Raw genomic sequence first — 1475 nt, 5'->3', positions numbered from 1 at the left:
CCGTTCACGTTGGGGTTGTCGGAGTTGGGGGCGGCCGGGGCGACGTTGGCGACGAAGGCCATCGTGCGGCGGTTGTTGAAGGAGCTTCGGCAGGCTCTGGTCGAGGCGATCATGGAGACGTTGAAGGAGCCGGTGGTTTCGGCTGTCCAGGCGATGATCAGTGATTTGATCGCGCAGACGGTGAACCAGGGCTTCGGTGCGCAGGATGGTTATGACCTGGGGCGGACGGGGAAGGCGGGGGCGGACGAGTTCAAGGATGCGGTGAAGAACTCGGGGCAGACGTTCACGGAGTCGTTGCGGGACGGGGTGGGTTCGCGGGCGGGGCGGCATGCGCGCAACGGTCTGGAGAACGCGGCGGGCCGTAACGGTGGTGCTGACGATCCGGGCTCGGGCAACAACGACGCGGGCTCGTCGAACAACAACACCTCGCCGTCCTCGACGTCGAACTCCCCGTCCAATTCGACCAGTTCACCTTCGTCGTCCAGCTCCACGCCGTCGTCGAGCTCTTCGCCGTCCTCGTCCACTTCGAGTCCGTCGAGCACGTCCAACACGTCGTCGGGGGACGGATCCACCTCGCGTGATTCGGGGCCGTCCTCGACCAGTTCGCCGACGCCGACGCCGACGCCGACGAGCACGGCGCCGAGCCACACGCCGTCGCCTTCGCAGCAGCCGGGTGGTGATTCCTCTCCCTCGCCGCGGACTCCGTCTCCGGCGTTGGACCCGTTCGGTACCCGGGTGGGTCCGGACGCGGCGACGGACGGTCCCTCGCGCACGCCGGTGACGCCGGAGCACAGCACGCCCCCGGCCCGCAACGACGACGGGGGCGGGCGCACCAACACCCCCGCGCCGGACGGCCGTTCGACGCCGGACAACTCCGGCCCGACCCGCACGCCGGACCACGACCCCAGCTCCACCAGGCCTGCCGCGAACGATGGTCCGGCGCGGACGCCTGACCACGACCCGGGTTCCACGCGGCCTGCGGCGAACGATGGTCCGTCGCGTACGCCCGACCATGACCCGGGTTCGACGCGGCCGGCCGCCAACGATGGTCCGTCGCGCACGCCCGACCACGACCCGGGCTCGACGCGGCCGGCCGCCAACGATGGTCCGTCGCGCACGCCTGACCATGACCCGGGCTCGACGCGGCCCGCCGCCAACGACGGTCCGTCGCGGACGCCTGACCATGACCCTGGTTCGACCCGTCCTGCGGCGAACGATGGTCCGTCGCGCACGCCGGATCACGATCCGGCTCCGTCGCGGCCCGCGCAGGAGTCGCCCGCTGCGCCCCGTCCGTCGCAGGAGTCGCCCGCGCCGACGCTGGGGCCGGTGCGCCCCTCGGAGGCGGGTCCGGTTCCGCAGCCCGCGCACACGCCGTCGGCGGAGGTGCCGACGCCGCGTCACGAGAGCGCGCCGGAGCCCGTGTCGACGCGTCCGGCCGCGACGACGCCGTCCCCGCAGCAGCACCAGCCCGCGCC

General features: G+C 72.4%; 1 protein-coding gene. It reads right to left on the bottom strand.

What is annotated here, in order from left to right; all coding sequences use genetic code 11:
* Window positions 1–209: 209 nt before the first annotated feature.
* Window positions 210–914 carry a hypothetical protein gene (locus ACWEPF_RS39935; RefSeq protein WP_452176534.1) on the bottom strand — a complete coding sequence of 235 codons (705 nt, stop codon included), beginning with the start codon at window positions 912–914 and terminating at the stop codon, window positions 210–212.
* Window positions 915–1475: the final 561 nt, after the last annotated feature.

The sequence above is a fragment of the Kitasatospora sp. NPDC004289 genome (assembly GCF_053602875.1).
Note: the sequence above shows the minus strand (reverse complement) of the source record. Positions and strands in the feature narration are given on the sequence as shown.